We start from the raw sequence: 6,883 nt of genomic DNA on the forward strand, positions 1-6,883 counted from the left end.
TCTGAACGCTGATAAAATATCGTGAACGCCGATAAAATATCGCGAACGCCAATAAATTTTCGTGAGCGCCAGAAAGTACTGCTCGAAAAACGCCAAAATATTCCCACGTGCCAAAAAGTAAGTACAAATTATCTTGTTATATCCAAAAGCCCTCCATCTGATCTACTTTATTAGCAATCAAGAAGGAGGGTTCAATTTTATTTAGGTTTGACCCCCACATAATGGGTGGAATATACTTCTTCAATATATGCATTCCCTTTTTTCGAGAATTGAAGAGTTTTCTTAGGTCCTTTTCCCCAAGATTTATAGATTGTCATAGAAGGTTTTAAGTTTTGCTCCTTCGCAAATTTTTGTAACGTTTTTAAAATATGATTGATTTTGGATAAATTACCTACAGTAACGCTTTCAATATTAGGTATCTTTTTTAAACGCCAGTCATTCACTTGTTTTGGTGTGACTCGTTCCATTTTGATTAATAGGTCAATTGGACTGATGTATCCTTTTTCCTGAATTAGCACTTTCCCATGTCGATATACGTTTTGTTCAATTTTTTCTTTACTCATAAAAAACACTCATTTCTCTAGTCTTCATACTCTAAATCATGGTTGTTACAAAGTTCAATTGCAATTTCCTTGTAGCGTTCGTCTCGAAAGTTGAACCACTCTTGGTCTAAGCCTAACTTGATTAGTTTATCTTTAAATCTTCTAAATGCTCCTCTTCCTCTTATGGCTTGCAATAGATCAGATTGAACTTGTGAATTGTCAAAGTTATAACAAAAATCTTTCATCATCTTATACTCATTAATATCAAATCTTGATGGCAACTCTATGTATTGGTTTTCATTATCCAAGATTTCGTGAGCTAGTTTCAACTCCTCTTGTTGCCAGTCAGGTAACTTATTATCAAAGGGTTCTGTATCTTCTGCGATGTTTAAAATTTCATTTGTTATACTGACTATTTCACCAGATTTTACATTTATAAAATCAATATGATAATCAGTTTGAGTATTCATTGCCTCTACTAAATCACGAAGTTTAACTTTTGATGTCACGTTGATCATCCTCTTTTACTAATATACGGATTATTGTAGCACTAGGACGTGGTCGTGTCATTATGTGAAGGCGGAATCTAACCGTTGTAAATATTTGGGTATCTAGTGAGCGCCAAAATAATTCCACGAACGCCAAAAAGTATAGCCCGAACGCCAAAACCCTCCCACAAGCATAACCAAACCCAACAAAAAAAGGTGACTCCCGGAATAAACCGAAGTCACCTTCTTATATGAGGTAAAGCATTAAGACTCAGTTGGTGGAGAACCGGACTTTTCTGCTTCTTCTTCCTCTTTTCTAACTTTAATAAATTTCCGCGTCTCATTAACAACTACACCTGATAGTAGGAGTAAGCCAATTAAGTTAGGTACAGCCATTAAGCCGTTCATAACATCGGCGAATGACCATACAACATCTAATTGAACAATTGCACCTACGAAGATGAATAGAATAAACACTACTCTGTAGCCTGTTAAGCCACGGTGTTTCGTTAAGTAACCGAAACATTTCTCACCATAGTAAGACCAACCTAGAATAGTAGAGAAAGCAAAGAATACTAGACCAATTGAAACGATCATTGAACCAGTTGGCCCTAAGAAAAATTCAAATGATTGTGATGTTAAGCTTGCACCTTCTTCACCAGCTAAGTACATGTCAGCCATTACGATCGTAACACCTGTAATTGTACAAACGACGATTGTATCAATAAACACCTGTGTCATTGACACTAATGCTTGTCGACCAGGATAATCTGTTCGAGCAGCTGCTGCAGCAATAGGAGCAGAACCTAAACCAGCTTCGTTTGAGAATACGCCTCGAGCAACACCCCAACGAATTACAGCACCAATTGCACCACCTGCAACAGCTTCACCTGTAAATGCATCCGTAAAGATGAATGCGATCGCTTGGCCAGCCATCTCTAAGTTTGTAAATAAGATGACTAAGCCACCGATGACATAAAATAATGCCATAAACGGTACGATATAAGCAGTAACTTTACCAATACTCTTAATACCGCCAAGAATAACTAAACCAGCAAGAACAGTAAGTATAACACCTGTTGCGACTACAGGTACACTGAACGTATCGTCTAATACGTCAGATACTGAGTTCGACTGAACCATGTTACCAATACCGAAAGCAGCAATAGCACCGAAGATTGCGAATAGAACGGCAAGCCATTTCATCTTAAGTCCTTTTTCGATATAGTACATCGGTCCACCAGCCATTTTACCGCTAGGCTCTTTAACACGGTATTTAACGGCTAGAATCGCCTCGGCATACTTGGTAGCCATACCGAATAGTGCCGAGATCCACATCCAAAATACAGCACCTGGACCACCAAGTACAACGGCTGTTGCAACACCAGCGATGTTACCAGTACCAATAGTCGCCGCTAATGCCGTCGTCAGTGCTTGGAAGTGAGAAATGTCACCTTCAGATTTTTTGTCTTGTCTTTTTGGACTAAAAGATAGTTTTAAAGCATAAGGTAGAGTTTTAAATTGCAAAAAGCTTAGTCTAATTGTTAAGAATATACCAGTACCAACTAGTAAAATTAACAACCATGGTCCCCAGACTATATCACCTATAGCCTCTAACCAATCAATCACAGTCTCTTGCATAGTATTCCTCCCTTGTAAAAGTTTGTCCTCCCTTTGTTAATAATAATGGAAATTTGTAGATAAAACAAGATTATTTCTGAAAATTATGATATTTTAAAAAGCGGAGGCTTGTTTGATAATTATTCAGCCTAACTATTTGATATGCTAGTTAAAAATAGGATATTTAGTAAAAAAGTTCTAAACAATAGAAAACCCGCAACGTCATCCGTTGCGGGTTAAATGATTATTGGTCTTTTTTGTTTTTCATCGCGCTATGGACACCGAACAACCTAATGGCAACGACAAAATCAATCGTCGCAATTAGTGCGAAAATAATCGTTGCGAAGTTCCAAACCGTCTCATCAGCGTACTGTATACCAATGTATACGAATAAAGCGCCCATGATCAGATAAACCCATGCTAAAAACAGTGGTGAAAGTTTCATACATTATCCTCCAAAGAAAATCATCATTGCGTTCTCAAATTCTTCTAGTTGTCTTTCTAATTCATCAATATCTACATTCATTTGAATTAATACAACAATCGCGTTCATCGCCATATGTGCGATGATCGGCACAATAATACGTTTAGTTTTGACATATAGGTAAGCAAAGGCAAACCCCATAGCAGTATAAGTCAAAATGAACGTAAAGTCCATATGAACCGCTGCGAAAATTAATGCCGAAATTATACCAGCAATGATAAAGTTCGTGCGTTTATATAATTCACCAAAAATAATTTTACGGAAAATAATCTCTTCTAATATAGGTGCAAAAACAATCGGTAATATAATAAACCAAATGTTTGCCTCGATAATTTCCATAATACTTTGCGTGTTTTCAGATCCACCATCAATACCTAACACGTATATGTTAATCATGTTAGCAACGATTTGTACTGCATAAGCTAAAAACACACCAATAATAGACCATTTGACAATTTCTCCAGTTGTCGGTCCACTCCGCATATTCACTTCTGCCATGTCTTTTCTTAATAAATAAAGAATCCATAATGTTGCAATGGCCATACTAGCTAAAGTCCAATAAACCATGTCATCAATCGGTGGATTTTCTGGATAATGGATATTAACTAAAATAATTCCTGGTAGAAGTTGTGCAATAATGTAAACAATCAGTATTCCCCAATATCTTCTCGGCACTATAATCGTCCCTTTCTAATAAGTCTGCTATAACCATTTTAGTATCTAAAAGCTATTCTATACTAAATATATAGGGGAAACAAAAATTTTATGGTTTTTACTTGCAAAAATTTTCGTGATTGATTATTATAATAATTGAAATTAGCACTCACCGATCTTGAGTGCTAATAATCATCTTCAACATATAAATCAGAGGAGGTTTTGATTATGTTAAAACCACTAGGAGATCGCGTAATTGTAGAAGTTGTAGAACAAGAGGAAACGACTTCAAGCGGAATCGTACTACCTGATTCTGCTAAGGAAAAGCCACAAGAAGGTAAAGTCATTGCTGTAGGCTCAGGCCGCGTAACAGACAATGGTGATAAAGTGGCATTAGAAGTAAGTGAAGGCGATACAGTCGTTTATTCTAAGTTCGCTGGAACAGAAGTTGAGAAAGATGGTAAAGAATACTTAGTATTACGCGAAAACGATATTTTAGCAGTTGTACAGTAATAATTTTGTTATTAGAGATTAAAACATTCGAGGAGGGTATTGATCATGGCTAAAGAGATCAAATTTAGTGAAGACGCACGTCGTTCTATGCTAAGAGGTGTTGATGCTCTAGCAGACGCAGTAAAAGTAACGTTAGGACCTAAAGGACGTAACGTTGTTCTAGATAAGAAGTTCGGTTCACCACTTATTACAAACGATGGTGTAACAATCGCAAAAGAAATCGAACTCGAAGATCATTTTGAAAATATGGGTGCACAGCTAGTATCAGAAGTTGCTTCTAAGACGAACGAAATTGCTGGTGATGGTACGACGACTGCAACAGTACTAGCGCAAGCGATGATTCGTGAAGGTCTTAAGAACGTCACTTCAGGTGCAAACCCAGTAGGAATCCGTCGCGGTATTGAAAAAGCGACAGAAGTAGCAACTGACGAACTTCGTAAAATCTCAAACCCAATCGAAGGTAGAGAATCTATCTCTCAAGTTGCTTCTATTTCTGCAGCTGACGAAGAAGTAGGCTCACTAATTGCAGAAGCAATGGAACGTGTAGGTAACGATGGTGTTATTACAATTGAAGAGTCTAAAGGTTTTAACACTGAGTTAGAAGTTGTAGAAGGTATGCAATTTGACCGTGGTTACGCTTCTCCATACATGGTTACTGACCAAGATAAGATGGAAGCAGAATTAGAAGACCCTTACATCCTAATTACAGATAAGAAGATTTCTAACATTCAAGAAGTTCTTCCTGTATTAGAACAAGTTGTACAACAAAGCAAGCCAGTATTAATTATTGCTGATGATGTTGAAGGTGAAGCACTTGCAACATTAGTTGTGAATAAGCTTCGCGGAACGTTCAATGCAGTAGCAGTTAAGGCTCCTGGTTTCGGTGATCGTCGTAAAGCAATGCTTGAAGATATTGCGACACTAACTGGTGCAGAAGTGATCACTGAAGACTTAGGCTTAGACCTTAAGAGCGCTACAATTGACCAATTAGGTCGCGCATCTAAAGTTGTTGTAACGAAAGAAAACACAACAGTAGTAGAAGGAGCAGGCGACCCAGAAAAGCTATCAGGTCGTGTGAACCAACTACGTGCACAGTTAGAAGAGACTACTTCTGACTTTGATAAAGAAAAATTACAAGAGCGCCTAGCGAAACTAGCTGGCGGTGTAGCAGTCATCAAAGTCGGTGCAGCTACAGAAACAGAAATGAAAGAGAAAAAGCTACGTATCGAAGACGCATTAAACTCAACTCGCGCAGCAGTTGAAGAAGGTATTGTTGCTGGTGGTGGTACAGCACTAGTAAACATCTACAGCAAAGTATCTGAACTACAATTAGAAGGCGACGAAGCAACAGGTGCAAGCATCGTACTTCGCGCGATGGAAGAGCCAGTACGCCAGATCGCACACAACGCAGGCCTTGAAGGTTCAATCATCGTTGAACGTCTAAAAGGTGAAGAAGTAGGTACTGGATTCAACGCAGCAACTGGCGAGTGGGTAAACATGGTTGATCACGGCATCGTTGACCCAACAAAAGTGACGCGTTCAGCACTACAAAACGCAGCATCCGTTGCAGCAATGTTCCTAACAACTGAAGCGGTTGTAGCAGACCACCCAGACGAAAACGAAGGTGGAGCACCTGACATGGGAGCAATGGGCGGCGGCATGCCGGGCATGATGTAAGGATAGTGAACAAATCCTTTCAGAACAAGATTTATAAACATTTAAATAAGTAAAGGTAAGATATACTGAAGGTAAGTAGTTTAGTTTTGTAGAACTAACAATAAAAATGTAGTATGAAATTAGCTTTGACTTGCCTAGCAAGTCAAAGCTGATTTTTCATTGCTACACCAATGTTTGTTGTATTTTGAGTAGTAACTCCTTATTGGAAAATGCTCATTCTTCTATAAAACTAATATCCCCGTTTTGTTTAAGTACAATAGTTCACAAACAGGTTTTATTTATTAATGTAAAATAGGATAAAGAGAGAATTTAGTTTGTATTTTCAGAAAAACTGTTATAATCCTTTTTCTTTTTTCTTAGAGAGGTGAAGGAAATATAAATCACTATGATAATACAGATTAATAGAGTGACATGAAAAAGGTAGTGAAGCGTATTTGGAACAATACCATTCATTACTGGAAGGAAAGAATGGGTATCTCCAAACATTTGATTATACCTCTCGACTCTTTGCTCTGCACCGTATCCAAAGAGATAAGGAATCCACCAATCCAGCAATACTCCTGCAAATATACAAATTGGATGGATAATTAACCAAATTTTAACCCAGATTGGATACCTTTTTCCCATAAAAGTGACCACCAGCCCCATTAATATTAATATTTGAGTTATATTGATCAATGTAACAGTGATTAATTCATTAAATGAGTGCTCTTCTCTAATGGCTTGAATGTCATTTAATGAACCTAGTGGCACCCAATCTTGCACAATCATAAATACTAAAATTAAACAAAGCCCAGCTAACAATAGTTTTTCTGAAATACGTATTTCTTTTTTCACAATTTCCCCCCCCTATGGTAAACATACTCTAAATTATAACTATAAGAACAATTTACCGCATGCAGACA

8 protein-coding genes are annotated in these 6,883 nt (G+C 37.6%); 2 read left to right on the forward strand and 6 right to left on the reverse strand.

Translation table 11 applies throughout. The features are described from left to right. Positions 1–197: 197 nt before the first annotated feature. The 5 genes from A194_RS0113435 to A194_RS0113455 all read right to left on the reverse strand — a co-directional run bounded on the left by A194_RS0113435 (position 198) and on the right by A194_RS0113455 (position 3,809). Entirely contained in the window at positions 198–563 is a 366-nt protein-coding gene (locus A194_RS0113435; RefSeq protein ID WP_017187336.1) for a hypothetical protein, read from the reverse strand. 17 nt (positions 564–580) lie between these two features. Then, entirely contained in the window at positions 581–1,060 is a 480-nt protein-coding gene (locus A194_RS0113440) for a UPF0158 family protein (RefSeq protein ID WP_040402972.1), read from the reverse strand. A 234-nt stretch (positions 1,061–1,294) separates the two neighbouring features. Further along, positions 1,295–2,671, reverse strand: a complete 1,377-nt coding sequence (locus A194_RS0113445; RefSeq protein ID WP_017187338.1) for an alanine/glycine:cation symporter family protein — start codon at positions 2,669–2,671, stop codon at positions 1,295–1,297. A gap of 223 nt (positions 2,672–2,894) precedes the next feature. Next, positions 2,895–3,095 carry a YdiK family protein gene (locus tag A194_RS0113450; protein ID WP_017187339.1) on the reverse strand — a complete coding sequence of 67 codons (201 nt, stop codon included), beginning with the start codon at positions 3,093–3,095 and terminating at the stop codon, positions 2,895–2,897. Positions 3,096–3,098: 3 nt separating this feature from the next. After that, on the reverse strand, positions 3,099–3,809 hold the full coding sequence (locus A194_RS0113455) for a CPBP family intramembrane glutamic endopeptidase (RefSeq protein ID WP_017187340.1): 711 nt from the start codon (positions 3,807–3,809) through the stop codon (positions 3,099–3,101). Positions 3,810–4,016: 207 nt separating this feature from the next. Between A194_RS0113455 and groES the strand changes: the two genes are divergently transcribed. Together groES and groL are read left to right on the forward strand one after the other, a co-directional pair. After that, entirely contained in the window at positions 4,017–4,301 is a 285-nt protein-coding gene (gene groES, locus A194_RS0113460) for a co-chaperone GroES (protein ID WP_017187341.1), read from the forward strand. A gap of 45 nt (positions 4,302–4,346) precedes the next feature. Further along, complete coding sequence (groL, locus tag A194_RS0113465) at positions 4,347–5,978, forward strand: chaperonin GroEL (RefSeq protein WP_017187342.1); 1,632 nt, start codon at positions 4,347–4,349, stop codon at positions 5,976–5,978. A gap of 309 nt (positions 5,979–6,287) precedes the next feature. Here the strand turns inward: groL and A194_RS0113470 are convergent, their stop codons facing one another. Beyond that, positions 6,288–6,815, reverse strand: coding sequence for a hypothetical protein (locus A194_RS0113470; RefSeq protein ID WP_017187343.1), 528 nt, complete (start codon positions 6,813–6,815; stop codon positions 6,288–6,290). Positions 6,816–6,883: the final 68 nt, after the last annotated feature.

The sequence above is a fragment of the Alkalibacillus haloalkaliphilus C5 genome (assembly GCF_000269905.1).
In the GTDB taxonomy this organism is placed as follows: Bacteria; Bacillota; Bacilli; order Bacillales; family Alkalibacillaceae; genus Alkalibacillus; species Alkalibacillus haloalkaliphilus_A.

Coding starts and splice junctions, on each gene's coding strand:
- A194_RS0113450 (WP_017187339.1), bottom strand. CDS start 3,095: ATGAAACTTTCACCACTGTTTTTAGCATGGGTTTATCTGATCATGGGC.
- A194_RS0113440 (WP_040402972.1), bottom strand. CDS start 1,060: ATGATCAACGTGACATCAAAAGTTAAACTTCGTGATTTAGTAGAGGCA.
- A194_RS0113445 (WP_017187338.1), bottom strand. CDS start 2,671: ATGCAAGAGACTGTGATTGATTGGTTAGAGGCTATAGGTGATATAGTC.
- groL (WP_017187342.1), top strand. CDS start 4,347: ATGGCTAAAGAGATCAAATTTAGTGAAGACGCACGTCGTTCTATGCTA.
- A194_RS0113435 (WP_017187336.1), bottom strand. CDS start 563: ATGAGTAAAGAAAAAATTGAACAAAACGTATATCGACATGGGAAAGTG.
- groES (WP_017187341.1), top strand. CDS start 4,017: ATGTTAAAACCACTAGGAGATCGCGTAATTGTAGAAGTTGTAGAACAA.